We start from the raw sequence: 24,389 nt of genomic DNA, 5'->3' as shown, positions 1-24,389 counted from the left end.
TGCCGGACCCTTGTCCCGCTGCCGTGGCGCTGGTGCCAGGCCGGATACGGGACAGGTCCCATGACCCCCACCAAGCTGCTGATCGGCCAGATCGCGGTCGTTTTCGCCATCACCCTCCTCGGGGTCTGGGCGGCGACCCAGTGGGCGGCGGCGATGCTGGGCTATCAGGCCCAACTGGGGGCGCCATGGGGGGTGATCTTCGGCTTTCCGCTCTACCGGCCATGGCAGCTGTTCCCCTGGTGGTATGCCTTCGACGCCTATGCGCCCCGGGTGTTCGATCGGGCGGGGATGCTGGCCGGGGCCAGCGGCTTCATGGGCTGCGCCGCCGCCATCGCCGGCTCGCTGTGGCGGGCGCGGCAGACCCGGCTGGTCACCACCTACGGCTCGTCGCGCTGGGCGACCGCGCGGGAGATCGAAACCGCCGGGCTGTTCCGGCCGGCGGGAGTGTTCCTCGGCCGGCTGGGCCATCGCTATCTCCGCCATGACGGGCCGGAGCATGTCATGGCCTTCGCGCCCACCCGTTCCGGCAAGGGCGTCGGGCTGGTGGTGCCGACTCTGCTGTCCTGGACCGGCTCGGCGGTCATCCACGACATCAAGGGCGAGAACTGGCAACTGACGGCGGGCTGGCGGTCGCGGTTCTCGCACTGCCTGCTGTTCAATCCCACCGACCCGCGCTCGGCCCGCTACAACCCGCTGCTGGAGGTGCGCCAGGGCCCCGACGAGGTCCGCGACGTCCAGAACATTGCCGACATCCTGGTCGATCCCGAAGGGGCGCTGGAGCGGCGCAGCCACTGGGAGAAGACCAGCCACAGCCTGCTGGTCGGCGCCATCCTGCATGTGCTCTATGCCGAGGAGGAGAAGACTCTGGCCCGGGTCGCCACCGTGCTGTCCGACCCGCAGCGCAGCTTCGCCCATACCCTGCGCCGGATGATGGCCACCAACCATCTCGGCACGCAGGACGCACCCCGGGTCCATCCGGTGGTGGCCTCGGCGGCGCGCGAGGTGCTGAACAAATCCGAGAACGAGCGCTCCGGCGTGCTGTCGACCGCCATGTCGTTCCTCGGCCTTTACCGCGATCCGGTGGTGGCGGCGACCACTTCGGCCTGCGACTGGCGCATCGCCGATCTGGTCGATGCCGAGCGGCCGGTGTCGCTCTATCTGGTGATCCCGCCGTCCGACATCTCGCGGACCAAGCCGCTGGTGCGGCTGGTGCTCAACCAGATCGGCCGCCGGCTGACCGAGCGGCTGGAGGGAGACCCGGCCAAGCGGCGCAAATACCAGCTGCTGATGATGCTGGACGAGTTCCCCGCCCTGGGGCGGCTGGACTTCTTCGAGACGGCGTTGGCCTTCATGGCCGGCTACGGCATCCGCGCCTATCTGATCGCCCAAAGCCTCAACCAGATTTCCAAGGCCTATGGCGAGACCAACGCCATCCTCGACAACTGCCATGTCCGCATCGCGTTCTCGTCCAATGACGAGCGCACCGCCAAGCGCATTTCCGACGCGCTGGGCACCGCCACCGAATTGCGGGCCCAGCGCAACTATGCCGGCCACCGGCTGGCGCCGTGGCTCAGCCACGTCATGGTCAGCCGCCAGGAGACGGCGCGGCCGCTGCTGACCCCCGGCGAGGTGATGCAATTGCCGCCCGCCGACGAACTGGTGCTGGTCTCCGGCCTGGCGCCGATCCGGGCCAGCAAGCTGCGCTATTACGAGGACGGCAATTTCATCCCCCGCGTCGTTGCCGCCCCGTTGCTGGCCGAGGACGGCTATAGCGATAAGCCGGCGCCGCGTCTCGACGATTGGGGCGGGCAGGTGCGGGGGCCGCATGCCGGTCTCGCCGCCGCCGTTATCGATGAGGAAGCCGGCGCGCCGGATGACGAGGGCGGGGTACAGCAGCAACGCCATCCCGGCCTGCCCGAGGCGGGCGCCGGCAAACCCGCCGCCCCGGCGCAGGGCGATCTGTTCGGCCTCGCCGAGGACGATGGCGACGTCGTCGCCGACCAGCGGCTGATGGACCGGCTGTCCAGCCTCACCCGCGCCCACGCCATGACCGAAGGCGGCGGTGACGACCTGCTGCCGTCGTTCTGAGGGAGGCCGAGATGATCCGCGCCAAGATCCGCCATCAGCTGTTCCTCGATGCCGATCTCAGCGCCCGGCTGGAGGCGCTGGCGGCCAGGCCGGGCGCCTCAAAATCGGCGATCCTGGCCGATGCGGTGACGGCCTGGCTCAACCGCCGGGGCGCCCACGAACTGGACGACCGCTTCGGCCTGCGCCTCAACCGGATCGGCGCTCAGCTGGAGCGCATCGAGCGCGACGGCCAGGTGCTGCTGGAAAGCCTGGCGCTGCTGGTGCGCTACCAGTTGACGGTGACGGCGCCCTTGCCCGAGCCCGACGCCGCCGCCCGCGCGGTGGGCCGCGACCGCTTCCAGGCCTTCATCGATCAGGTCGGACGGCAGATGGCCGGGGGCGGCAGGACGCTCGACCGCCATGGGGAGAATCCGTCATGAGCGGGCTTCTCCATCCCGAAGCCGAAAGCCGCCGCCATGCCATGCTGCGCACCGCCTTGGGGGCGGCGATCGGTGCCGCCCTGGCCGATCCCGCCGTGATCGAGGTGATGGTCAATCCCGACGGCAGCCTGCGTCTCGACCGACTCGGCCTGGGCCGGGTGGATACCGGCGAAAGGCTGGCCCCGGCGGAAGTGGAGCGGATCATCCGGTTGGTCGCCTCGCATGTGCGGGCTGAAATCCATGCCGGTAATCCCATCGTCAGCGCCGAACTGCCGTCGCGCGGGGAGGGATTGGCCGGCGAGCGCTTCGAAGGCCTGCTGCCGCCGGTGGCGGCGGCGCCGTGCTTCGCCATCCGCAAGCCGGCGGCACGGATCTACACCCTGGCCGACTATGTCGCCGATCGCATCATGACGCCGTTCCAGGCGGAGGCCTTGACGGCGGCGGTGCGTGATCGTCGCAACATCCTGGTGGCGGGCGGCACCTCCTCGGGCAAGACCACTTTGGCCAATGCCCTGCTGGCCGAAATGGCCGGTCTCGATGAGCGGGTGATCATCCTCGAGGATACCCGGGAGCTGCAATGCGCGGCTCCCGATTGCGTCGCCCTGCGCACCCGGCCGGGGGTGGTGTCGCTGGCCGATCTGGTGCGCTCGACGCTGCGGCTGCGGCCCGACCGCATCATCATCGGCGAGGTGCGGGGGCCGGAAGCGCTCGACATGCTGAAGGCGTGGAACACCGGCCATCCCGGCGGCATCGCCACCGTGCATGCCAATTCCGCCCGTGCCGCCTTCACCCGCATCGAACAGCTCTGCCAGGAAGCCGTGGTCACCGTGCCGCGCCGGCTGATCGCCGAGGCCATCGACCTGGTGGTGTTCATCGCCGGGCGCGGCGCCGGCCGGCGGATCGAGACCATCGCCGCGGTCGGCGGGCTGGACGGCAATGGCGATTACGCCATCGGCGAGATGGCTTTGCCATCGGGCTGCCGCCCGGACCCGCTCGGGGAGGCACTGCCCGAACCCCTCGCTTGTTCATCAATGGGGTCTGGGGCCCCGCCCCAGGCCGGCGCGGGCAGCAGCCCGCCCAAGCCGAAGGCTTAAGGAGATCGCCATGCGCGCGCTGCTGACCATCGCCACCCTGCTGCTCACCACCCCCGCTTTGGCCGCCGGTTCCGGCATGCCGTGGGAAACCCCGCTGCAGCAGATTCTCGAATCGGTGCAGGGACCGGTGGCCAAGATCATCGCGGTGATCATCATCATCACCACCGGCCTGACTTTGGCCTTCGGCGAAACCTCGGGCGGTTTCCGCCGGTTGATCCAGATCGTGTTCGGCCTGTCCATCGCCTTCGCGGCGTCGAGCTTCTTCCTGTCGTTCTTCTCGTTCGGCGGCGGAGCGCTGGTGTGATGGCCGCCATCGACGGCTTCGAGGTTCCGCTGCACCGGTCGCTGACCGAACCGATCCTGCTGGGCGGGGCGCCGCGCACGGTGGCCATCGTTAACGGCACGCTGGCGGCGGCCATCGGGCTCGGCCTGCAGATGTGGATCGCCGGATTGGGGCTGTGGCTGGCCGGGCATACCCTGGCGGTGTTCGCCGCCAAGCGCGATCCCGACTTCTGGGCCGTGCTGATCCGCCATCTGCGCCAGAAGGGGGGGCTGGCATGCTGAATTTCGGCGAATACCGGCCCCGCGCCGACCGGCTGGCCGACCATCTGCCCTGGGCGGCGCTGGTGGCGCCGGGGGTGGTGCTCGACAAGGATGGCAGCTTCCAGCGGACGCTGCGCTTTCGCGGTCCCGATCTCGACAGCGCCACCGAGGCCGAGCTGGTGGGCGCCTGCGCCCGGGCCAACAACGCGCTGAAGCGCTTCGGTTCCGGCTGGGCCCTGTTCTTCGAGGCGGAGCGGGCCGAGGCGCTGGGCTATCCCCAGTCCCGTTTCGCCGATGCCGCCTCCTGGCTGGTGGATCAGGAGCGCCGGGCCGCCTTCGAGGGCCGCACCGGCCATCATTTCGAGAGCCGGACCCATCTGACCCTGCTCTTCCTGCCGCCGGCCGATCAAATCGCCCGCGCCGAGAGCGCGCTGGTGGAGACCGGCCGGGACGGGAAGGGGCGGGACTGGCGGCGGGAGCTGGCGGGGTTCGTGGTGGAGACCGACCGGGTGCGGGACCTGCTGGCCGGCTTCATGCCGGAGGTGCGGGGGCTGGACGACGGGGAAACCCTGACCTATCTGCACGGCACCATCTCGACCAGGCGCCATGCGGTGGCGGTGCCCGAGACGCCGTTCTATCTCGATGGCCTGCTGGTGGACAGCCCGCTGACCGGCGGGCTGGAGCCCATGCTGGGCGGGCGTCATCTGCGCACGCTCACCATCCTGGGCTTTCCCAATCTGACCCGGCCGGGACTGCTCGACGCTCTCAACCACCAGGATTTCGCCTATCGCTGGGTCAGCCGCTTCATCTGCCTCGACAAGACCCAGGCGATCCGGGAACTGACCCGGCTGCGGCGGCATTGGTTCGCCAAGCGCAAGTCGATCGCCGCCCTGCTGCGGGAGGTGCTCTATAACGAACCGGCGCAACTGCTCGATTCCGACGCCGACAACAAGGTGGCCGATGCCGATCTGGCGTTGCAGGCGCTGGGCGGCGACCATGTCGCCTACGGCCATCTCACCGCCACCATCACCGTGTCGGACGAGGACCGCCAGACCGTCGAGGACAAGGTCCGCGCCGTCGAGCGCATCGTCAACGGCCTCGGCTTCACCTGCATCCGCGAAAGCGTCAACGCGGTGGAGGCCTGGCTGGGCAGCCTGCCCGGCCATGTCTACGCCAATATCCGCCAGCCGCTGGTCCATACCCTCAATCTGGCCCATCTGATGCCGCTGTCCTCGGTCTGGGCGGGGCCGGCCCGCAACCGCCATCTCGACGGGCCACCGCTGCTGGTGGCCGAGACCTCCGGCTCGACCCCGTTCCGCCTCTCCACCCATGTGGGCGATGTCGGCCATCTGCTGATCGTCGGCCCCACCGGTGCCGGCAAATCGGTGTTGCTGGCCCTGCTGGCGTTGCAGTTCCGCCGCTATGCCGGGGCTCGGGTGACCCTGTTCGACAAGGGCAATTCGGCCCGCGCCGCCGTGCTCGCCATGGGCGGAATCCACCATGCCCTGGGGGCGGGCGGTTCGCTGGCCTTTCAGCCGCTGCGCCGTATCCATGAACCGGCGGAGCGGTCCTGGGCGGCGGCATGGCTGGCGGAGCTGCTAGCCCACGAGAAGGTGACCGTCACCCCCGAGGTCAAGGAGGCGTTGTGGTCGGCGCTGACCAGCCTGGCCTCGGCGCCGCCGGAGGAGCGCACCCTGACCGGCCTCGCCGTGCTGGTGCAGTCCAACGCGCTGAAATCGGCGCTGATGCCTTACACCCTGGAAGGGCCGTTCGGCCGCCTGCTCGATGCCGCCGAGAACACTCTGGCGTTGGCCGACATCCAGTGCTTCGAGACCGAGGAACTGATGCATCAGGCCGGGGTGGTGGCGCCGGTGCTGACCTATCTGTTCCACCGGCTGGAGGAAAGCTTCGACGGGCGGCCGACCCTGCTGATCCTCGACGAGGCCTGGGTGTTTCTCGACAACCCGCTGTTCGCCGCCCGCATCCGCGAATGGCTGAAGGTGCTGCGCAAGAAGAATGTCGCGGTGGTGTTCGCCACCCAGTCGCTGGCCGATATCGCCAGCAGTTCCATCGCGCCCGCCATCGTCGAGTCCTGCCCGCAGCGCATCTTCCTGCCCAACGACCGCGCCATCGAACCGCAGGCCCGCGCCGCCTATGAGCGTTTCGGCCTCAATGCCCGCCAGATCGAGCTGATCGCCCAGGCTACTCCCAAGCGTCATTACTACCTGCAATCCCGGCGCGGCAACCGGCTGTTCGAACTGGGTCTCGGCCCCGTCGCCCTGGCCCTGTGCGGTGCGTCTTCGCCCGACGATCAGGCCCTGATCGACCGGTTGCGGGCCGAGCCCGGCTCCGCCCCCTTCGCCGCCACCTTCCTCGGGGCCAAGGGGCTGGATTGGGCGGCGGAGCTGTTGGGGGATTTCTCCATGGAGGTGATGCCATGATCCGCTGGATGTCCGGCGGGGCTCCCGCCCCGCGCCCCGGCCGGGAGGCAGGGCCTCCCGGATCCGCCATTCCCATGATGAATAAAAAGACGGTGGGTTTGGGAGCTATGCTCCCAAGCGGGTGCGGGCGGCAGCCCGCAGCGAAGCTCCTGTTCATTGCCGGAATGGCATTTTCTCTGCTCGGCTCCCCCGCCGCTGCCCAATGGGCGGTGTTCGATGCCTCGAACTTTGCCGAGAACATGCTGCAGGCGGCGCGGGCGCTGGAGCAGATCGACAACCAGATTCGGTCGCTGCAGAACGAGGCGGCGATGCTGGAGACCATGACCCGGAATCTCCGTTCGCTGGACGTGTCGTCCTTGGGCGAGATGAACGCGGCGCTGGCGCGGGTCAACGGGCTGATGAACCAGGCCGAGGGCATCGCCTTCACCATCGGCGCCACCGACGCAGCGTTCCGGCGGCAGTTTCCCTCCTCCTATGACGCGGCGATGACCACCGATCAGGCGGTGGCCGAGGCGCGGACCCGCTGGCAGAGCGCCATGAGCGCCTATCGCCAGACCATGCTGGTCCAGGCCCAGGTGGACGAGAACGTCCAGGCCGACGCCGCCACCCTCGCCGGTCTGGTGACCGCCAGCCAGGGGGCGGTGGGCAGTTTGCAGGCGCAACAGGCGGCCAACCAGCTGATCGCCCTGTCGATCAAGCAGCAGATGCAGACCCAGACCCTGATGGAGGCGCAATACCGGGCCGAGGCGCTCGACCGGGCGCGTCAGGCGCAGGGACAGGCGGCGGGGCAGGCGGCGACGGCCCAGTTCCTGGGCTCGGGCACCGCCTATACGGCGCGATAGGGCCGCAGAATCATGAACGACCTCAATGTCATCGACAGCTTCATGGCCAGCTTCAGCCGCGTCATCGACGGCGGCTTCGGGCTGCTGTCGGGCGAGGTGGCGACGCTGACCACCATCCTGATCGGCATCGACATCACCCTGGCCGGGCTGTTCTGGTCGCTGGACGAGGGCTCCGACATCGTCGCCCGGCTGCTCCGCAAGGTGCTGTATGTCGGGGTGTTCGCCTTCATCCTCGGCAATTTCGCCGGCCTCGCCGACATCGTCTTCCGCTCCTTCGCCCGGCTGGGATTGCAAGCCAGCGCCACCGGCCTGTCGGTGGAGGATCTGCTGAGGCCGGGCAAGCTGGCCGGGACCGGCTTCCAGGCGGCGTGGCCGCTGCTGCATCAGGCCGGGCAGTTGCTGGGCTTCGCCAGCTTCTTCGACAATTTCCTGACCATCGTCGTGCTGCTGATCGCCTGGCTCATCGTCATCCTCGCCTTCTTCATTCTCAGCGTTCAGCTGTTCATCACCATCCTGGAGTTCAAACTCACCGCCCTGGCCGGCTTCGTGCTGGTGCCCTTCGCCCTGTGGACCAAGACCGCCTTCCTGGCCGAGCGGGTGCTGGGCAACGTCATCGCCTCGGGCATCAAGGTGATGGTGCTGGCGGTGATCGTCGGCATCGGCTCGAGCGTGTTCGACCCGTTGGTGTCGGCGCTGAAAGGGCAGGAGCCCAGCATCAATCAGGCCATGGCGCTGGTGCTGGCCGCGCTGGCCCTGTTCGGCCTCGGCATCTTCGGTCCCGGCCTCGCCGCCGGTCTGGTTTCCGGCGCGCCGCAGCTGGGGGCGGGGGCCGCCATCGGGCCCAAGGTGCCGATGGCGGGCGCGGCCTTGCTGACCGGCGGTGCCACCGCCGGTGGGATACGCGCCCTCGGCGGCGCCGGCTCGGTCGGCCTGGCCGCCATCCGCGCCGGCACCACCCTGGGCGCGGCGACCGCTTCCGCCTACCAGCTCGGCCAGGCGACCTCCGGCGCCGGCGGCGTGGCCGGAATGGCCGCCGGTATGGGCGGTGTCGCCCGGGCCGGGGCGAGCGCCATGGCGCGGAAGGCGGAGACCTTGGCCGGCCGTGCCGGGGACTCGCTGTCGCAGCGTGCCCAGGCCGGACGCGAAGCGGCATGGCGGGCTACCGGCGGCACCCCGACCTCCGGTATGGCTCTGGCCGCCGCCTCGTCGGTATCGTTCCGGCCGGCCGATTCCGCCCCCGCCTGGGCGCAACGGCTGCGCTCCGAACAGGCGCTCCGCGCCCACCGCCATGCTACCGCCCAGGCGATCAAGGAGGGCGACCGCCCCGGTGCCGCCGCCCATCCCGATCTCTCCAGCCGGGAGGACAGGGCATGATCTTCCGACGTCCTCTCCAGCGCTATGGCCAGACTCCCGAGCCGGTGACGCCCTACCAGAAGGCGGCACAGCTGTGGGACGAGCGCATCGGTTCGGCCCGGGTCCAGGCGAAGAATTGGCGGCTGATGGCCTTCGGCTGCCTGATCCTGGCCATGGCGCTTGCCGGGGGATTGATCCGGCAATCGACTCAGAGCCGGGTCACCCCCTATGTGGTCGAGGTGGACAAGCTGGGCGAGGCCCGCGCCGTCGCGCCTGCCCTCCAGGACTACCAGCCCAGCGATGCCCAGATCGCCTGGCATCTGGCCCGCTTCGTCGCCGACATCCGCTCGCTTTCCACCGATCCGGTGCTGGTGCGGCAGAACTGGCTGGAGGCCTATGATTTCGCCACCGACAAGGCGGCGATCTTCCTCAACGATTACGCCAAGGCCAATGATCCGTTCCGCGTAATCGGCACCCGCAGCGTGGCGGTGCAGGTGACCAGCGTGGTGCGGGCCTCCGATACCTCGTTCCAGGTCAAATGGAGCGAGCAGGTCTATGAGCGCGGCAGCCTGGTCGAGACCTCCCGCTGGACCGCCATCCTGTCGATCATCACCCAGCCGCCGCGCAGCGCCGAGGTGCTGCGGAAGAATCCGCTCGGCCTCTACGTCAACGCCATCGCCTGGTCGCGCGACCTCGATCCCCGTCCGGAAGGGAGAACGCCATGACGCGGTTCCGTTCCATCCTGATCCTGTCCCTGTCCGCCCTGGTGCCGGCCGCTTGCGCCGGGAAAGTGCCGCCGCCGGTCATCGCCTATGACGCCGCCGATTTCCGGCTGGCCGCCGCCGCACCGGAGCCGTCCAGGCCGGTGGCGGCGGTGGAGGTTCCCATCCCGCTGCCATTGCCGAGCCAGTTCCAGCCGCAGCCCGCCACGGTGAAACCGGATAGGCGCCCGCCCATCGCCCGCGTCGCCGCCGCCAACAAGGCGGCGACCCAGGAGCCCACCGCGCATGGCTCCATCAACGCCATCCAGGTCTATCCCTTCCTGGAGGGCGCCCTTTACCGCCTCTACGCCGCGCCGGAACAGGTCAGCGACATCCTCCTGCAGCCGGGCGAGCAACTCACCGCCGTCTCGGCCGGCGACACCGTGCGCTGGGTGATCGGCGACACCACCAGCGGCGCCGCCGAATCCAGGCGGGTGCATGTGCTGGTCAAGCCCTTCGCCCCCGGCCTCAAGACCAATCTGGTGATCACCACCGACCGCCGCTCCTATCACCTGTCGCTGCTCAGCACGGAGGCCACCAGCATGGCGGCGCTGTCCTGGACCTATCCCCAGGACCAGATGCTGATGCTCCGGCACCGGACCGAGCAGGCCGAGGCGTCCGCCCCCATCGCCGCCGGGGTGGCGCTGGAGAGCCTGCGGTTCCGCTACGCCATTGCCGGCGACAGCCCGGCCTGGCGGCCGCTGCGGGCCTTCGACGACGGGACCAAGGTCTATATCGAATTCCCCGCCCGTCTCGACCAGGGCGAGGCGCCGCCCTTGTTCGTGGTGGGGGCCGGTGGCGGCAGCGAGTTGGTCAATTACCGGCTGCGGCGCAATTACTACATCGTTGACCGCCTGTTCGCCGCCGCCGAACTGCGCCTGGGGGCCGATCCCCAGCAGGTGGTGCGCATCACCCGCACCGATGGCGACCGGCCATGACCGGGAAATCCGATCCCGATTCCCTGGTGCTGAAGGCGCCGCCCCGCCGGCCGATTCGCTTCAAGCGCGGCCTGCTGATCGGCATCGCCGCCGTCGGTTCGGCGGCGATCCTCACCGTGGTGGGGCTGGCGCTCCGGGGCCCGGGCCTGCGCCTGGGCCAACCGGTGGAGGAGCTCTACAGCACCGGGCGCAAAGCCACGCCCGACGGCCTGGCCGGCCTGCCCGGCAGCTACGGCCAGATCAAGCCCGCCCCGCCGCAATTGGGGCCACCTCTGCCCGGCGATCTCGGCCGGCCGATCCTGGAGCGGCAGCGCCAGCTGGGTCTGGCTCCCTTGACCGATCACGCGGCGGAGGCCGAGCGCCAGCGTCTGGCCAGCCAAGCGCTGAAGGCCCGTGAGGCCGGGGTGTTCTTCCCCATCGTCGCCCGGCCGCCGGCCGCGACCGCCGTCGCCATGGGGCCGGGGAGCGCGGCGCCCGAGACGCCGCGTCTCGCCCTCGATCCCGAGCGTGACCCCAACGGCCAGCAGCGCAAGCTCGACTTCGTGAACCAGAAGCCGGAGACCGGCATCACCAATCCCCACGCCCTGCAAATCCCGGTCTCGCCCTGGCAGGTGATGGCCGGCAGCGTCATCGCCGCCAGCCTGATCACCGGGCTGAATTCCGACCTGCCGGGTCTGGTGGTGGCCCAGATTACCGAGAACGTCTACGACAGCGTCACCGGCAAGATCCTGCTGATCCCGCAAGGCGCAAGGCTGATCGGCGGCTATGACAGCGTGGTCGCCTTCGGCCAATCCCGGGCATTGGTGGTGTGGCGGCGCATCGTCATGCCCGACGGAACCTCGATCCAGGTCGATAATCTGCCCGCCAGCGATGCCGCCGGCCTCGCCGGGCTGGAGGATGGCGTCGATTACCACACCGGGGCGCTGTTGAAGGGAGTGGTGCTCTCCACCCTGCTGGGAATCGGCACCGAGCTCAGCCTCGGCTCCGGCGAGAGCGGCCTTCTGCGCGCCATCCGCCAGTCCACCCAGCAGAGCGTCAACCAGGCCGGCCAGCGCCTCACCGAGAAGACCCTCGCCATCCAGCCGACCCTGACCATCCGTCCCGGCTGGCCGCTCCGCGTCATCGTCCACCAGGATCTGATCCTGCGCCCCTACCGGGGCTGAAAGGAGATCGCCATGCTGAAGCTTGCCAAACTGCCCGACCGCACCCCGGTCCGCATCGTCCTCACGGTCGGTCCCGACCTCAACCGCGACCTCGCCGCCTATGCCGAGGCCTACCGCCAGGCCTATGGCCGCACTGAGAGCATCGCCGAGTTGATCCCCTTCATGCTCGACGCCTTCCTCGCCAGCGACCGCGACTTCGCCCGGTTGCGCAAGGAAGGGATCGCCGTGCCCGCGCCGGAATCCCGCCGCGCCCGCGGGCCCAAGCCGTCCATTACCCCTGTCTCGGAGGAATAGATCATGATCATCGGCACCTTCACCCTCGCCAAGGATGGCGGCTGGACCGGAACCATCCGCACCCTAACCCTCAATGCCAAGCTCCGCCTGGTCCCCAACGACAACCGCGAGACCGAGACCGCGCCGGCCTTCCGGGTCTTTGCCGGCCTGTCCCGCATCGGCGATGCCTGGGAAGCCCGCTCGGCCGGCGAGCCCCCCAAGGACTATCTCCGGATCAGGCTGGACGACCCCGGCCTGCCCGAACCCATCAGCGCGGCGCTGTTCCCGTCGGAGGAGGGGGATCAGGCGCAACTGGTGTGGAGCCGGAAGTGAGCCGCCAGGAAGGCTGTTCGGCGATTGCAGTTACGGGCAGGACCAAGCGCCGGAACCCGTATGATTTGTAGAATGCTTTGGCGTTTCCATCTTTAGTTCAGACGACGAGGGCGCAGGCTGTGATCTCGCTCCGCAAGATTTGGGCGAAAGTATCGAGCCGCGGCAATGTGTTAACGTCGAGGCAATGATGCGGATGTTCAAATTTTTATGGTACTGATACCTCATGGTGGGCAGATTTATTATGTTCAGCACCAAACCGTTCTCGATAATTGGGAAGGCATGTGCAATCGATAGAACGCTCCATGCCGATAAGTCCAATGACGTGTTCTGCACTATCCGATGGAATTCGCATTCGACCATCGCGGAGGGCGAGATAGAGCGCTTCGATGGCGGTTTGATCGCCGAGGACAGAGGTGACTAAAGGATGACGGAGAATATCTAGGGACCAACTCGGCTCGCGCGTTTCCATAAGGGCACTCGCGCGGGCGCGTCCCCTCCTTTCATCGATGACGGGGAAGATGTGTCGCATTGCCGCAATGGCAATTGTCGCGGCTTCGCCGTCGTCGAGGGAGGGGGAGCAGGATGTGAGTTGATGAAATATATCGTATTCCTCGTCGGTCAAAGTGGTGAGCGCCACAGTTCCAGTGGCTATGAGGCGGTGCAGGAAGCCCTGCTCGCCATTTCGGAGGCTCGTTTCGTGCCCCAATTCTTCAGCGACGATTTTTGGTACAATAATATCGTTGGGGATGGCCGTGAGAATTCGTTCGCCGTAGGTGCAGGCGTGGAGGTTGATCAAAACACTCGTGTCGAGAACCAGCGGTCGCAGGTTATCAGTCAGGGAGCTTGAGCAACTCATCCGTCTCTCTTTCCTCAAGCTCGATCTGGTCGATGATACCACGCAGTTCCACCCGGCCCACTTTTAGTAGGTCAGCCAACTGGCCTTCCGACATGAGTTCACGCTTCCAGGCGGCATGAGCCATCAAGCTCATACGATGGGAGACGGAGCGGTCCGCATCGCTTTTGACTGGATCAATGCGGTACGTCATTTCGCCGAGAACCTCTCGAACATGCTCCTCGGTGATTCCGCCATTGTTTTCAAACCACGCCCAAGTGCCTTTTTTAACAAGGCCCAATTCCTCCAATCGAAGACCGCAGGCTTGGCGCGAGATGTTGTATTGTTGGGATAGGAGAATGATTAGGCGTCGGGTCGTTTTACCCGTGATTTCCTTCAATTGACGGAAGCTCTCCGAGAAGCTTTCGGTGGACGTCAGGAATGCACGACCAAAGGCATTGGCGTAGCGTTCATCGCGTGACAGGAATTTTTCATCCTCTTCGAGCACTTCCGGGCTGTGGCGGGTGCCATAGAAATGGCCGAGTTCGTGTGCGGCCGACTGGATTCGACGTGGCAGCGGATGATTGGCATTCAGAAAAATGCAGGCGCCGACGGCTTCGTCAAAGGTGAATAGTCCCGCAACCTTCGAAGCGGACGAGAGGCGGCGCTGGTACAATCGGATACCAAGCCCCAGTTCGATGACCGAGAAAATGTCAGCAATTGGCCCAGGGCCAAGACCCAGCCAGTCACGTAGCTCCTTGGCATGCCTTTCGGCGAGGGCTAGCACGTCACCCTCGTTGATGCCGCGTTCCGGCGGATAGTTTCGTCGTCGCTCGATGCCGAGCATGTTTTCCATCTCAACATCGGCCTTGATCAGGTCGTTGAGCAACCGAATGGCTTCTGTCGTGTGCGTGTCCTCCGTTTCCTTCAATTTGCGGAAGCGGGGCATCAAATCCGTATGGACGGCTTCGCGGCGGAGGAGGGCGTTCACTGACACGCCATAGTAGTGTGCAAGCATCTGAATCTCTTGAATGCGCACACGGCGCACGCCCTTCTCAATGGAAACCAGGGTCGGGCGCGACATGCCGATGACTAGAGCTGCGTCATCCTGGCGGATTCCTGCATTCTCCCGTGCCAATCGTAGGCGCCGGCCAATCTCCTGTGCGCTCAGCTCATTCAAATCGGCCATAGCGCCCTCCATCCATCCAGTTCTTCAAAAAACTTTCCTTTCCTTGAGCGGATAGAAATACCCCCCATTCTTCCGCATGTGTTCTCAAAAGCATCCTCAAGTTCTTTAGGGTCTCTTGGTGGGTTGCACCCGTCGCTGCCGCGATTTCCGAGACATATACTCGAAATTTATTGTCAGGTAGGTTCGCCATATCTGCTAGGTGTTGCAGATGGCGCATACCGACGCTGCCATACTCGACCATGACGTCTCGGTCGGCCCTCTGAGAGATGACCGACAAAGCTTCGTTTACGTCCGGAGCGCTTAAGTCCGCAACCACATAGGTGTCGGGCCTCTCTTCGACGCCTGCAGCGTACAGGCTACCTTCATGTCCACATCACCGAGCATGCTGTGGCAAGCCTGTGCGGTGCGCTCTTCCGAACTCGTGGCGTCGCTGACCAAATCCTTGCCGTATCGCTTCCAACGGCTACTCAGCTCTGAGTTTCTGAACGGTCCATCGGTCATGGCAACCTCCCATGTCGGCAATGTAATGCCAAAATCAGACAAAGTCAAAATATCTATTAAAATATCTGACATGCGGTCGGGATAATCGCAACTGCCTCAGCCTCGCTCCTGAAGGAGCAGGAGGATGGAAGGTAAGACGGGAGATATTTGCCGCGGCTGGGTGACGGAGAAATTCGAAAGGCGCCCTTATGTCGGCTTGAACGGTGGTAGGCCCCATAGGGCTCAGTGCCCTGGCCCAGACTGGCCATTCGGCAGATTCAGCAAGTTGGTGGTGAACCGTCGCGCTGTTGAGCGCGTCGAAAAGTAAGGCTCTTTTTCACGCGCTGTGCATACTCGCTGTCAGTCAAGCAGACAGAGGGATAAGACCGACATGGTCGCTCGGAAAAAATCCTCACGGAGTAAGAACGGGACGTTCCAGTTAAAAATCGAGCTTCTCGACATCCAGCCGCCCATCTGGCGCCGCATTATCGTGCCCGACTCACTGACGCTGCTGGAACTGCATGCAATCATCCAGGGAGCGATGGGCTGGCGCGATTATCATCTGCATATGTTCGAGATCGGGGAGCGGCGCTTCGAGGTTCCGGAAGACGATCAACCGAGATCGGAGGAGGGGTGCGAAGATGAGCGGAGGCACAAACTGAAGACGGTTCTCGGCAAAGCCACCGAGTTCTTCTACGTGTACGATTTCGGAGATGGTTGGCGACATCGAGTCACCATCGAAGCCGACGTCACGCCCGTTCCTGAACGCTATTTACCGTTCTGCGTCGGCGGAGAAAGAGCGTGTCCTCCTGAGGATTGCGGCGGGGCTTACAGCTATCCGGAATTTCTGGACGCCGTGGCCGACCCACGGCATCCGGAACATCTAGCCATGCGGGAATGGGCTCTCGGGTTCGAGGCGGAGTCCTTCAACATTACCCAGGCCAATGCGCTCATCCAACTCGTCTGCGCCTTATACCGGGAGCGGGGATGGGGATTTGACGATTGATCTTCTGGCTCTGGGCTTATGTGGGGGCGTGCGTGGCCGTTTAGAGGGGAAATCTGAGTCGGCCAAGGCGGTCGTAAGTGGAATATAGTCGTATTTACGACGTTAAGTGGGAATCGAACCTGCCTATTTTAGCCGCCGGTTGGTATTTTTGTTGGTATGTACGAGAGTGAATTTCTAGGGAAAACCATTGTAAAACAATGTGATGGCATGGCCTGAGCGATTCCGCCCCTGGGCACCACTTTAAGCCCCTGAAAGGTAACGCCTTTCGGGGGCTTTCCATTTCTGGGCCGAGGATGGTGCTTCGGCTTGGGGTGGCACCGGGGCGGCACGGCGATTTTGCAACGTGCTGCAAGGTGGTGCTATTCAGTGGTCAGAATGGCCGTGAAAGGCGTGCAGCCAAAGTAGGCTCACATGGGGCGATCTGGAAAAGCCTTCTCCGAGCGGCTACCATGCGTTTCGCTTTTGCGCCTGCCAGTCGCAAGACTTTCACGCACAGTACACAAAGAGAGCGAGCGCCGTCCGTGAACGCCGTCGAAATCGAGCAAGCAATATCCGCCCTGGCCGATCAGCCCTTTGATCCGGCGGAGTTCCCCTTCGCCTTCTTGCAGGCCTTCGGCAACAAGGACGCCACCATCAAGAAGCTGCGGGCCGGGGCGTCCAACCTGTCCGATGTGACCGGCGCCATCTGTCAGCGCAACCATATCCACATGGCGGTAGCCGCCTCCGGAGCGGTGTCCGAGACCTTGGCGGCGTTGCGGGCCAGCCCGGCCACCGCCAAGGGCAAGATCAAGTTCGTCCTGGCCACCGATGGCGACGATTTCCAGGCCGAGGATTTGAACTCCGGCGAGACGGTGGCCTGCGCCTATGCCGACTTCCCCAATCATTTCGGCTTTTTCCTGCCGCTGGCCGGCATCACCACCGTCAAGCAAATCCGCGAGAACGCTTTCGACATCCGCGCCACCAGCCGCTTGAACCGGCTGTATGTGGAATTGCTGAAGGACAATCCTGACTGGGCCACCGCCGAGCGCCGGTCGGATATGAACCATTTCATGGCGCGGCTGATCTTTTGCTTCTTTGCCGAAGATACCGACATCTTCAACGGCACCGGCCTGTTCACCGCCACCATCGACCAGATGAGCGCACGCGATTCGTCCAACACCCACGAGGTGATGAGCGAAGTCTTCCGCGCTATGAACACCCATTTCAATGACCGCCCCGCCGCCAATCTACCGCGCTGGGCCGGGGTGTTCCCCTACGTCAACGGCGGCCTATTCTCCGGCAGTACCGATGTGCCGAAATTCAGCCGCGTCGCCCGATCCTATCTGATCCATATCGGTGGCCTGGATTGGCAGCAGATCAACCCCGACATCTTCGGGTCCATGATCCAGGCGGTGGCCGATGACGAGGAACGCGGCGCGCTGGGCATGCATTACACCAGCGTGCCCAACATTTTGAAGGTGCTGAACCCGCTGTTCCTGGACGATCTGCGGGCCAAGCTGGACGAGGCTGGCGACAACCCGCGCACCCTGCTGAACCTGCGTAAGCGCCTGTCCAGAATTCGGGTCTTCGACCCGGCGTGCGGATCGGGCAATTTCCTGGTCATCGCTTATAAGCAGATGCGGGAGATCGAGGCCGAGATCAATCGCCGTCGCGGTGAGTCCGACCGCGCATCCGACATTCCACTAACCAATTTTCGCGGCATTGAACTGCGCGAATTCCCCGCCGAGATCGCCCGCCTGGCCCTGATCATCGCCGAATACCAATGCGACGTGCTGTATCGCGGTCAGAAACTGGCCCTGGCCGAGTTCCTGCCGCTGGATGCCCAGAACTGGATCATCTGCGGCAACGCCTTGCGCCTGGATTGGCTGAGCATCTGCCCGCCCGTTGGTACCGGAGTGAAACTGGCCGCCGATGATCTGTTCCACACGCCGCTGGAGCAGGCTCAGATCGATTTCGAAAATGAAGGGGGCGAGACGTATATTTGCGGAAATCCGCCATACCTGGGTGCCAAAAAGAAATCGACACTGCAAACAGAGGACATGGTTGCGGCGGGATTGGGTAATCTGCAGCTATTGGATTATGTATCTGCATTTATTGTAAAAGGGCTGAGCGTTATACAGAAAACAAATTGTGGCATGGCTCTAGTATCTACAAGTTCAATTAACCAAGGCGAGCAAGTATCACTGCTATGGCCCATAATTTTTGAGAAAGCTGAGATCGTATTTGCGTACAGGCCATTCAAGTGGTCGAATTCTGCGGCGGACAATGCAGGGGTTTGGTGCACTATCGTCGGCCTAGAAGCCTCTGCAAGGAGAGGAAAGAAAATTTATTCTGATGACACAGTGCAGGTGTGCGACAATATATCGCCGTATTTAACTCCTGGGCCAAATGTTTATTGTTTCCCCGCAGATGATCCTATCAGCGATCTCCCCATCATGAAAATGGGGAGCAATGCTGTTGATGGTAAAAGACTTATATTGGAGCGTGGCGATGTTGAAAAACTAATAAATGATGCGCCAGAGACACAGCATTACATACGGAAGTACGGCGGCACGCAGGAACTATTGTCTGGCGCTCACCGCTGGTGCGTTTGGATTGATGACACTGACTTGCCTGATGCAGAAAAGATAGCGGCGCTTCGCGATGTAATTGAGAAATGCAAAAAATACCGTGAAGGTGCTGGCCGAGATGCCAAAAAAGCTGCGCGCCGACCACATGCATTTTGCTATTCAACGTTTGAGCATCGTGACTTTATCCACGTCGGGAATACTATCGGAAATGCGCTCCCATTCGTTCCAGCAGACCTAAAACCGGCTGGATACGTCTCTAATCATAATGCATTTGTTATTTATGGTGCGCCGCTCGATGCATTTGCGATTGTTATGTCTACCTTACATCGTATATGGGCGGACACCATAGCTGGACGGCTCGGGAACGGAACAAGGTATGGCAATACTGTCGTGTACAACACCTTCCCCATCCCGCCGCTGACCGGGAAGAACAAGGAAGACCTGACCCGCTGCGCCGAGGACATCTTGCTGATCCGCGAAGCCCATTTCCCGGCCACCATCGCCGATCTGTACGACCCGGAAAAGATGCCCGAGGATCTGCGTGCCGTCCATGACCGCAATGACGAGGTGCTGGAACGCATCTATATCGGGCGCCGCTTCAAGAACGACACGGAACGGCTGGAAAAGCTGTTCGACATGTACAGCAAGATGGTCGCCGCCCAGGGTGGTGCGAAGAAGGCTAAGGGGAAGAAGGGGGCGTCATGAGCGGGTTCAATCGCATGACGGTCGTTGCGGCTGCCGAAGTGGTTGCCGACTTCAAGTCCCACGATGATATGGGGGTGTTTGAGGTCCAATGGGGAATACAGGGGCGGTGTGCTTCCTCAAGCAAATCTGCGCGAGTTGCGGATTGGGCGCGAATTGCTATCGAAGAAGACTTTGACGTAATGACCGAGAACGGTCGTGCGCCGCTCAGCCGCGCCATCGTCGAAGCCGCAATTCTGGCGCCGCAGAAAAGTCAGCGGAGCGATGCATGGAAAAAACTCATCGCTGGGCTTCGTTTCGACGGTTACGAGCGTGTTGATATGGCGAAAGATGAAGCCTGGGCCAATTGGCCCACCCTTGGAGAAGGCGCCATAGTAAGGCCGCATCTTGTACGGATGCTGCCCGACGACATTCCCGGCCTGGATTTTCGTGAAGCCGAGAGCGAAGTGTTCGCGCTGTTGGATAGACACGATCTCCGTGTTGCAATGGGGCACTTGAAACAAGCCCTGTCAGCATTTGAGAGGGGGGAATGGTCTTCTGCAAACGGCGAGCTTCGGAATTTTTTCGAGAACTATTTGAACGAAATGGCGGATTCTATGGGATGCGCTGCCTCGGGTGACGGCAAGGCCAAGCGTGACTTTCTTGGGAAGCTCCAGCCCCCTTTCTTGCTGGAAGAATATAATGAGTGGAATCCAAACAATCAGAAGCCTCAATACGTCCAAGGTCTCATGAGCAGGATGCATCCTCATGGAGGTCATCCGGGGCTTTCCGAAGAGGACGATGCGACCTTTCGGCTTCAGATCACACTGGTAACCGCCCGCCTTTTCTTGCGCAGATTCGACAATAGAAAGAATGACTAAGATGAGCGTGCACGTCCCCTCCGTCTCGGTCAACTATGCCCAAACCGGCAAGTCGGCCAAGGCCAATGAACTGGGCATGCGGCCCATGCAGGAACGCGCCTATGACCGACGGGGCGAGCAATATCTGCTGATCAAGTCGCCGCCGGCCTCGGGCAAGAGCCGGGCGCTGATGTTCATCGCGCTCGACAAGCTGCACAACCAGGGTCTGAAGCAGGTGATCATCACCGTGCCGGAAAAATCCATCGGCTCCAGCTTCAATGACGAGCCCTTGTCCCAATACGGCTTTTGGGCCGATTGGTCCGTGGTTCCCAAATGGAATTTGTGCAACGCGCCTGGCGAGGATGGCGGCAAGGTCAATTCTGTGCGGGCGTTTCTGGACAGCGACGACCGCGTGCTGGTCTGCCCGCACGCCACCTTCCGCTTTGCCGTCGAACGCTTTGGCATCGAGGCCTTCGACGACCGCCTGATCGCGGTGGATGAATTCCACCATGTCAGCGCCGGCGAGGACAACAAGCTGGGCGCCCAGATCGGCCAGTTCATTGCGCGGGACAAGGTGCATCTGGTCGCCATGACCGGCTCGTTCTTTCGCGGCGATGGTGTGCCGGTGCTGGCGCCCACCGACGAGGCTCGGTTCGAGACCGTCACCTATACCTATTACGAACAATTGAACGGCTATGAATATCTGAAGGCGCTGGATATCGGCTATTTTTTCTATACCGATTCCTATACCGACCACATCATGAAGGTGCTGGACCCGGTTCTGAAAACCATCGTCCACATCCCCAGCGTCAATTCCCGCGAAAGCCTGAAGGACAAAATCCGCGAGGTGGAGCATATCCTGTTTGGCCTGGGCGATTGGCAGGGAATCGACCCCGTCACCGGCTTTCAATTGATCAAGGCGCCCGACGGGCGGCTGCTGAAGGTGGCCGATCTGGTCGATGACGATTCGGCCAAGCGCGACCGGGTGATTTCTTCCTTGAAAGACCCGGCCCACAAGAACAACCGCGACCATGTGGACATCATCATCGCGCTGGGCATGGCCAAGGAAGGGTTCGACTGGATCTGGTGCGAACATGCCCTGACCGTCGGCTATCGCTCCAGCCTGACCGAGATCGTGCAGATTATCGGCCGCGCCACCCGCGACGCCAAGGGCAAGACCCGCGCGCGTTTCACCAATCTGATCGCCCAGCCCGACGCCGCCGACGAGGCGGTGAACGAGGCCGTCAACGACACCCTGAAGGCCATCGCCGCCAGCCTGCTGATGGAACAGGTGCTGGCGCCGCGCTACACCTTTGTCCCCAAGGCATCGCAAAGCGGCCCGCAGGAAGGCTTCGACTATGGCGAGGGGGGCTATGACCCCAAACGCTGCAACGTCGGCTTCAACGAGGAAACGGCGCAGTTCCAGATCGAGATCAAGGGACTGAACGCACCAAAAAGCAAGGAAGCCGCCCGTATCTGCCAGGAAGATCTGAACGAGGTCATCACCGCTTTTGTTCAGGACAAGACAGCGCTGGAGCGCGGCCTGTTCGACCCGGAAACGGTGCCCGAGGATTTGACCGTCGTCCGCATGGGCAAGATCATCAAGGACCGCTATCCCGAACTGGATGCCGAAGACCAGGAAGCGGTGCGCCAGCACGCCATCGCCGCCCTGAATCTGACCCAGCAGGCCAAGGCGCTGGTGGTGGAGAATGAGGAACTGCGCGCCAGCTCGAATACCGCCCTGATCGACGGCGTCCGTAAATTCGCCGTCGATGTGCGTGAACTGGACATCGACATGATCGACCGCATCAACCCGTTCGGCGAGGCCCGCGCCATTCTGGCCAAGACCATGAGCGAGGACAGCCTGAAGCAGGTTGAGGCCATCATTGGCGCCAAACGCGTTTCGCTGACCTTGGAAGAAGCCCGGGAACTGGCGAACCGTGCCCTGACCTTCAAGAAGGAACGAGGGCGTCTGCCGTCACTGACCTCGGCCGACGCCTGGGAAAAGCGCATGGCCGAGGGCGTCGCCTTCCTTCAGCGCAAGGCTGCCGAGGCCAAGAATGGTTGAACAATCCGATCTGGAGTTGTTGGCCGAATTGGGGGTTGAGATCGAGCCTGAGCGCAAAGGCTCGCGCACGGCCCGCGAGGAACGCATCATCGCCGGTTTCGAGGATATCCAGCGATTCTACGAACAGCATGGCCGTGCCCCCCGTCATGGCGAGGGAAACGACATCTTTGAACGAATGTATGCCGTGCGCCTGGACCGCCTGCGCGAACAGGAAGAATGCCGCGCCTTGCTGCTGCCAATGGATCGGCAGGAATTGCTGAGCAGTGACGGTGCTGCCGACGCAGGGGCCGCCAAAGCCATGGATGACGATGCTTTGTTGGCAGCGCTTGGTGTTGAGGCCGGTGGCGAAGACGATTTAAGTAATCTGCGTCACGTCCGCTCGGTGGCCGAAAAACGCGCCGCCGAAGAAATCGCCAATCGCACCAAATGCGATGATTTTGACCGTTTCAAGGCGCTGTTCGTTCAGGTCCAAAAGGAACTGGATGCGGGCATTCGGCAGACCCGGCCATTCGTCAAAGACGCGGGCTTTCTGAAGGCGGACATCCAGGCCGGTCAGTTCTTTGTATTGGGAGGCCAGACCGCTTATGTCGCCGAAATTGGCAAGCCAATCAAAGCGCCCAATGGCGAAACGGATGCTCGGCTTCGGGTGATCTATTCCAACGGCACGGAAAGCGATCTCTTATTACGTTCGCTCCAACGCGCACTTTACAAGGACGATGCAGGCCGAAGAATCTCTGAGCCATCCGCTGGCCCGTTATTCGACAACGTGCAGGCGGAAGGCGATACGGAAAGTGGCACGATTTATGTTCTGCGCAGCAAGTCGGACCATCCCGTGGTCGCCTCGCATCGGGAGGTATTGCACAAGATCGGCGTGACCGGGGGCAGCGTCGAACAACGGGTCGCCAATGCCAAGCTTGACCCCACCTATTTGTTGGCCGAGGTCGAGGTGGTTGCCACCTACAAGCTCTGCAACATCAACCGCTCCAGGCTGGAACACCTGATCCATCGGTTCTTTGAACCGGCCCGGCTGAAAATCGAAATCACGGATCGTTTCGGCCACCCGGTTTCGCCCAAGGAATGGTTTCTGGTCCCCCGCTTCGCCATTGATGAAGCGGTTGACCGGATACGGGACGGAACGATTGCCAATTTCACCTATGACCCCAGCCGCGCCAAGCTGGTGGCTCACGAAGGGGGTTAGGTTTTCGCGAACAGCTCCGCGATATCGACATCAGTGGCCTTTGCGCCAATTAAGCGAATCTTCTTGGCCTGAAAGCCATCGAGCCCATTGATCTGGATAGGAGTATATTGATCGGCTGATGTCCGGAATACTTTTTCCATCCGATCCCGAAAGGCTGGCGTGGCGGCCTCTGGGGCGATGATATCGATTCTACGATCCGAATGGTTGCGCAGGATGTCATTGAAGTGCTCATCGGCACTGTTGAACGAGTAGCCCACGACCACAATGTGAGCGGCCTCGCTCACCCACTTGGATGCCTTAGCCCAAAGCTCAATGTAACGATGGGATAAAATGGGTTTTAGGCGAAGCGGCGGAACCAAGGCAGGAATAACATGACGTTGCTGGGCAATGTCATCCGATTTGAAGTCGGTGCTGGCCATGACGATCTTACGGATGAATGTCTCCGGATCGCATTCAAGCGGCCTGTCAACCGGCAGTAAATCCCGCGTATCCATGCGGACGTAATCCGCAAGACCACCATGAAAGTAGACACTGTTGGCCGTTCCGAGCTTTTGCTGAAGAAACGCCGTATAGTTCAGTGTCACGGCTCTCAGTTCATCAGGGATTGCTCCGTAGAAGGGCAGTGGGTTAGGCCGTAAACTCATAAACAGGCTTCCCCTTCGTCGCGCGTCGTGATTCAACGATTCCCTCTGGCACGGAGGGCATTGATGGCACGGCGGCGGTACGAGTTGACGGATCACGAATGGTCGATCATCGAGCCCTTGCTTCCGAACAAGCCTCGCGGCGTGCCTCGGGTTGATGACCGTCGGGTCCTGAACGGTATCCTGTGGCGGTTCCGCACGGGCTCGCCTTGGGCGGAAGTTCCCGAGCGCTACGGCCCATCGACCACCTGCTACAACCGGTTCGTCCGCTGGCGCAAGGCGGGCGTCTGGGACCGGCTTCTGGAGGAAATCTCCAAGGCTTACGATGGCGACATCATCATGATCGACTCGACCTGTGTCCGCGTTCACCAACACGGGGCCACGGGAAAAAAGGGGCTCTCGACGATGGCAGCATGGGACGTTCCCGTGGCCCCGTGTTGGTGAACGCGGACACAGGTCGAGTCGATCATGATGATGTCGCCATCGTAAGCCTTGGAGATTTCCTCCAGAAGCCGGTCCCAGACGCCCGCCGCCATTGTGGCCGGGACAGGTCCACAACTGGTTTCCCTCCTCGGCATAATCCACCAGGGCGCCGAAGAACGGGGTTTTCAGGGTC

General features: G+C 63.1%; 22 protein-coding genes and 2 pseudogenes. 19 read left to right on the top strand and 5 right to left on the bottom strand.

The window, feature by feature from the left end:
- Positions 1-60 precede the first annotated feature (60 nt).
- The 13 genes from CP958_RS05920 (at position 61) to CP958_RS05860 (ending at position 12,248) form a co-directional block, all read left to right on the top strand.
- On the top strand, positions 61-2,088 hold the full coding sequence (locus tag CP958_RS05920; RefSeq protein WP_096701063.1) for a conjugal transfer protein TraG: 2,028 nt from the start codon (positions 61-63) through the stop codon (positions 2,086-2,088).
- A gap of 11 nt (positions 2,089-2,099) precedes the next feature.
- Complete coding sequence (locus tag CP958_RS05915) at positions 2,100-2,507, top strand: ribbon-helix-helix protein, CopG family (protein ID WP_170958849.1); 408 nt, start codon at positions 2,100-2,102, stop codon at positions 2,505-2,507.
- Positions 2,504-3,601, top strand: coding sequence for a P-type conjugative transfer ATPase TrbB (gene trbB / locus CP958_RS05910; RefSeq protein ID WP_096701062.1), 1,098 nt, complete (start codon positions 2,504-2,506; stop codon positions 3,599-3,601). Before CP958_RS05915 ends, trbB begins: the two co-directional genes overlap by 4 nt.
- A 10-nt stretch (positions 3,602-3,611) precedes the next feature.
- A complete protein-coding gene (locus tag CP958_RS05905; RefSeq protein WP_096701061.1) occupies positions 3,612-3,905 on the top strand; it encodes a TrbC/VirB2 family protein in 294 nt (97 codons plus the stop codon).
- Positions 3,905-4,165 carry a VirB3 family type IV secretion system protein gene (locus CP958_RS05900; protein ID WP_096701060.1) on the top strand — a complete coding sequence of 87 codons (261 nt, stop codon included), beginning with the start codon at positions 3,905-3,907 and terminating at the stop codon, positions 4,163-4,165. The genes CP958_RS05905 and CP958_RS05900 overlap by 1 nt, the downstream gene beginning before the upstream one ends.
- The gene (gene trbE, locus CP958_RS05895) at positions 4,159-6,585 is read left to right on the top strand and encodes a conjugal transfer protein TrbE (protein WP_096701059.1); all 2,427 of its coding nucleotides are present in this window, start codon (positions 4,159-4,161) and stop codon (positions 6,583-6,585) included. The genes CP958_RS05900 and trbE overlap by 7 nt, the downstream gene beginning before the upstream one ends.
- A 107-nt stretch (positions 6,586-6,692) precedes the next feature.
- Positions 6,693-7,427 carry a P-type conjugative transfer protein TrbJ gene (gene trbJ / locus CP958_RS05890; RefSeq protein ID WP_096701058.1) on the top strand — a complete coding sequence of 245 codons (735 nt, stop codon included), beginning with the start codon at positions 6,693-6,695 and terminating at the stop codon, positions 7,425-7,427.
- A gap of 12 nt (positions 7,428-7,439) precedes the next feature.
- A complete protein-coding gene (gene trbL, locus CP958_RS05885; RefSeq protein ID WP_096701057.1) occupies positions 7,440-8,801 on the top strand; it encodes a P-type conjugative transfer protein TrbL in 1,362 nt (453 codons plus the stop codon).
- Positions 8,798-9,505 carry a conjugal transfer protein TrbF gene (trbF, locus tag CP958_RS05880; RefSeq protein WP_096701056.1) on the top strand — a complete coding sequence of 236 codons (708 nt, stop codon included), beginning with the start codon at positions 8,798-8,800 and terminating at the stop codon, positions 9,503-9,505. Before trbL ends, trbF begins: the two co-directional genes overlap by 4 nt.
- Positions 9,502-10,479 (top strand): P-type conjugative transfer protein TrbG, encoded by a 978-nt coding sequence (trbG, locus tag CP958_RS05875; protein ID WP_096701055.1) that lies wholly within the window; start codon positions 9,502-9,504, stop codon positions 10,477-10,479. Before trbF ends, trbG begins: the two co-directional genes overlap by 4 nt.
- Positions 10,476-11,642: a TrbI/VirB10 family protein gene (locus tag CP958_RS05870; protein ID WP_096701054.1), complete on the top strand. Its 1,167-nt coding sequence runs from the start codon at positions 10,476-10,478 to the stop codon at positions 11,640-11,642. The genes trbG and CP958_RS05870 overlap by 4 nt, the downstream gene beginning before the upstream one ends.
- Positions 11,643-11,654: 12 nt before the next feature.
- Positions 11,655-11,936, top strand: coding sequence for a DUF2274 domain-containing protein (locus CP958_RS05865; protein WP_096701053.1), 282 nt, complete (start codon positions 11,655-11,657; stop codon positions 11,934-11,936).
- Between the two features lie 3 nt (positions 11,937-11,939).
- Positions 11,940-12,248, top strand: coding sequence for a DUF736 domain-containing protein (locus tag CP958_RS05860; RefSeq protein WP_170958848.1), 309 nt, complete (start codon positions 11,940-11,942; stop codon positions 12,246-12,248).
- Between the two features lie 205 nt (positions 12,249-12,453).
- On the opposite strand, the gene CP958_RS05855 is transcribed toward CP958_RS05860, so the two are convergent.
- From CP958_RS05855 to CP958_RS05845, 3 genes are read right to left on the bottom strand one after another with little or no spacing between them, the layout of a single operon-like run.
- Positions 12,454-13,104: a DNA-binding protein gene (locus tag CP958_RS05855; RefSeq protein WP_197706357.1), complete on the bottom strand. Its 651-nt coding sequence runs from the start codon at positions 13,102-13,104 to the stop codon at positions 12,454-12,456.
- The gene (locus CP958_RS05850) at positions 13,079-14,269 is read right to left on the bottom strand and encodes an XRE family transcriptional regulator (protein ID WP_096701235.1); all 1,191 of its coding nucleotides are present in this window, start codon (positions 14,267-14,269) and stop codon (positions 13,079-13,081) included. The genes CP958_RS05855 and CP958_RS05850 overlap by 26 nt, the downstream gene beginning before the upstream one ends.
- On the bottom strand, positions 14,253-14,510 hold the full coding sequence (locus CP958_RS05845) for a hypothetical protein (protein ID WP_197706356.1): 258 nt from the start codon (positions 14,508-14,510) through the stop codon (positions 14,253-14,255). Before CP958_RS05845 ends, CP958_RS05850 begins: the two co-directional genes overlap by 17 nt.
- A gap of 630 nt (positions 14,511-15,140) precedes the next feature.
- Between CP958_RS05845 and CP958_RS05835 the strand changes: the two genes are divergently transcribed.
- From CP958_RS05835 to CP958_RS05815, 5 genes are all read left to right on the top strand, one after another.
- Complete coding sequence (locus tag CP958_RS05835; RefSeq protein WP_096701050.1) at positions 15,141-15,755, top strand: plasmid pRiA4b ORF-3 family protein; 615 nt, start codon at positions 15,141-15,143, stop codon at positions 15,753-15,755.
- A gap of 521 nt (positions 15,756-16,276) precedes the next feature.
- Positions 16,277-19,030, top strand: coding sequence for a DNA methyltransferase (locus tag CP958_RS05830; RefSeq protein ID WP_096701049.1), 2,754 nt, complete (start codon positions 16,277-16,279; stop codon positions 19,028-19,030).
- The gene (locus CP958_RS05825) at positions 19,027-19,887 is read left to right on the top strand and encodes a hypothetical protein (RefSeq protein ID WP_096701048.1); all 861 of its coding nucleotides are present in this window, start codon (positions 19,027-19,029) and stop codon (positions 19,885-19,887) included. Before CP958_RS05830 ends, CP958_RS05825 begins: the two co-directional genes overlap by 4 nt.
- A 1-nt stretch (position 19,888) precedes the next feature.
- Positions 19,889-21,934 (top strand): DEAD/DEAH box helicase, encoded by a 2,046-nt coding sequence (locus tag CP958_RS05820; protein ID WP_170958847.1) that lies wholly within the window; start codon positions 19,889-19,891, stop codon positions 21,932-21,934.
- On the top strand, positions 21,927-23,132 hold the full coding sequence (locus CP958_RS05815) for a GIY-YIG nuclease family protein (protein WP_096701046.1): 1,206 nt from the start codon (positions 21,927-21,929) through the stop codon (positions 23,130-23,132). The genes CP958_RS05820 and CP958_RS05815 overlap by 8 nt, the downstream gene beginning before the upstream one ends.
- Here the strand turns inward: CP958_RS05815 and CP958_RS05810 are convergent.
- The gene (locus CP958_RS05810) at positions 23,129-23,716 is read right to left on the bottom strand and encodes a hypothetical protein (RefSeq protein ID WP_096701045.1); all 588 of its coding nucleotides are present in this window, start codon (positions 23,714-23,716) and stop codon (positions 23,129-23,131) included. The two genes, CP958_RS05815 and CP958_RS05810, sit on opposite strands and share 4 nt — an antisense overlap.
- Positions 23,717-23,839: 123 nt before the next feature.
- On the opposite strand from CP958_RS05810, the pseudogene CP958_RS05805 reads away from it, so the two are divergent.
- Positions 23,840-24,204: pseudogene (locus CP958_RS05805) on the top strand (IS5 family transposase); the annotation flags it as partial.
- Here CP958_RS05805 and CP958_RS26880 read toward each other — a convergent pair.
- A pseudogene (locus CP958_RS26880) lies at positions 24,196-24,381 on the bottom strand (IS5/IS1182 family transposase); the annotation flags it as partial. The pseudogenes CP958_RS05805 and CP958_RS26880 overlap by 9 nt on opposite strands.
- Between the last annotated feature and the right edge of the window lie 8 nt (positions 24,382-24,389).

Origin of the sequence: Magnetospirillum sp. 15-1 (genome assembly GCF_900184795.1) — a bacterium.
Classification (GTDB): Bacteria; Pseudomonadota; Alphaproteobacteria; order Rhodospirillales; family Magnetospirillaceae; genus Phaeospirillum.
The sequence above is the reverse complement of the archived record's forward strand: the minus strand, read 5'-3'. Positions and strand labels throughout refer to the sequence as shown.

Coding starts and splice junctions, on each gene's coding strand:
- CP958_RS05825 (WP_096701048.1), top strand. CDS start 19,027: ATGAGCGGGTTCAATCGCATGACGGTCGTTGCGGCTGCCGAAGTGGTT.
- CP958_RS05905 (WP_096701061.1), top strand. CDS start 3,612: ATGCGCGCGCTGCTGACCATCGCCACCCTGCTGCTCACCACCCCCGCT.
- CP958_RS05870 (WP_096701054.1), top strand. CDS start 10,476: ATGACCGGGAAATCCGATCCCGATTCCCTGGTGCTGAAGGCGCCGCCC.
- CP958_RS05835 (WP_096701050.1), top strand. CDS start 15,141: ATGGTCGCTCGGAAAAAATCCTCACGGAGTAAGAACGGGACGTTCCAG.
- CP958_RS05820 (WP_170958847.1), top strand. CDS start 19,889: ATGAGCGTGCACGTCCCCTCCGTCTCGGTCAACTATGCCCAAACCGGC.
- CP958_RS05920 (WP_096701063.1), top strand. CDS start 61: ATGACCCCCACCAAGCTGCTGATCGGCCAGATCGCGGTCGTTTTCGCC.
- trbF (WP_096701056.1), top strand. CDS start 8,798: ATGATCTTCCGACGTCCTCTCCAGCGCTATGGCCAGACTCCCGAGCCG.
- CP958_RS05815 (WP_096701046.1), top strand. CDS start 21,927: ATGGTTGAACAATCCGATCTGGAGTTGTTGGCCGAATTGGGGGTTGAG.
- trbB (WP_096701062.1), top strand. CDS start 2,504: ATGAGCGGGCTTCTCCATCCCGAAGCCGAAAGCCGCCGCCATGCCATG.
- trbG (WP_096701055.1), top strand. CDS start 9,502: ATGACGCGGTTCCGTTCCATCCTGATCCTGTCCCTGTCCGCCCTGGTG.
- CP958_RS05855 (WP_197706357.1), bottom strand. CDS start 13,104: ATGAGTTGCTCAAGCTCCCTGACTGATAACCTGCGACCGCTGGTTCTC.
- CP958_RS05900 (WP_096701060.1), top strand. CDS start 3,905: ATGGCCGCCATCGACGGCTTCGAGGTTCCGCTGCACCGGTCGCTGACC.
- trbL (WP_096701057.1), top strand. CDS start 7,440: ATGAACGACCTCAATGTCATCGACAGCTTCATGGCCAGCTTCAGCCGC.
- CP958_RS05850 (WP_096701235.1), bottom strand. CDS start 14,269: ATGGCCGATTTGAATGAGCTGAGCGCACAGGAGATTGGCCGGCGCCTA.
- CP958_RS05865 (WP_096701053.1), top strand. CDS start 11,655: ATGCTGAAGCTTGCCAAACTGCCCGACCGCACCCCGGTCCGCATCGTC.
- CP958_RS05860 (WP_170958848.1), top strand. CDS start 11,940: ATGATCATCGGCACCTTCACCCTCGCCAAGGATGGCGGCTGGACCGGA.
- CP958_RS05915 (WP_170958849.1), top strand. CDS start 2,100: ATGATCCGCGCCAAGATCCGCCATCAGCTGTTCCTCGATGCCGATCTC.
- CP958_RS05845 (WP_197706356.1), bottom strand. CDS start 14,510: ATGGTCGAGTATGGCAGCGTCGGTATGCGCCATCTGCAACACCTAGCA.
- trbJ (WP_096701058.1), top strand. CDS start 6,693: ATGCTCCCAAGCGGGTGCGGGCGGCAGCCCGCAGCGAAGCTCCTGTTC.
- trbE (WP_096701059.1), top strand. CDS start 4,159: ATGCTGAATTTCGGCGAATACCGGCCCCGCGCCGACCGGCTGGCCGAC.